The organism is Mesorhizobium sp. M4B.F.Ca.ET.214.01.1.1 (genome assembly GCF_004791545.1).
GTDB classification, from domain to species: domain Bacteria; phylum Pseudomonadota; class Alphaproteobacteria; order Rhizobiales; family Rhizobiaceae; genus Mesorhizobium; species Mesorhizobium abyssinicae.
Map to the genome: position 1 here is coordinate 1 of NZ_SRUX01000194.1, position 328 is coordinate 328.

General features: G+C 57.9%; 1 protein-coding gene. It reads left to right on the top strand.

Features of this window, described 5'->3' with window-relative positions:
* Positions 1-57: 57 nt before the first annotated feature.
* Positions 58-328 (top strand): LysE family transporter (locus EN857_RS33860; protein ID WP_189522839.1); only part of this gene is annotated, 271 nt, incomplete at its 3' end.

Here is a 328-nt window from a genome sequence, read left to right on the forward strand (position 1 = left end):
CATTGAGAAACATGGGGTTTCTCGAATGCACCTCTATCCGGTATGAAAGATACTGACATGACTTATGTCGAAAATCTCTGGCTTTTCTTTGTTGTCCTGTTCGGCATCATCATCCTGCCGGGCATGGACATGCTCTTCGTGCTGGCAAGCGCGCTGACAGGTGGCAGGAGAACCGGCCTTTCCGCCGCCGTCGGCATGAGCGCCGGCGGCATCTTGCATTCGCTGTATGGCGCGCTGGGTGTCGGCATGCTTGCCGCATGGATGCCGTCGCTGTTCCTGCCGCTGCTTGTCGTCGGCGCGGCTTACATGGTCTGGATCGGAATCGGCC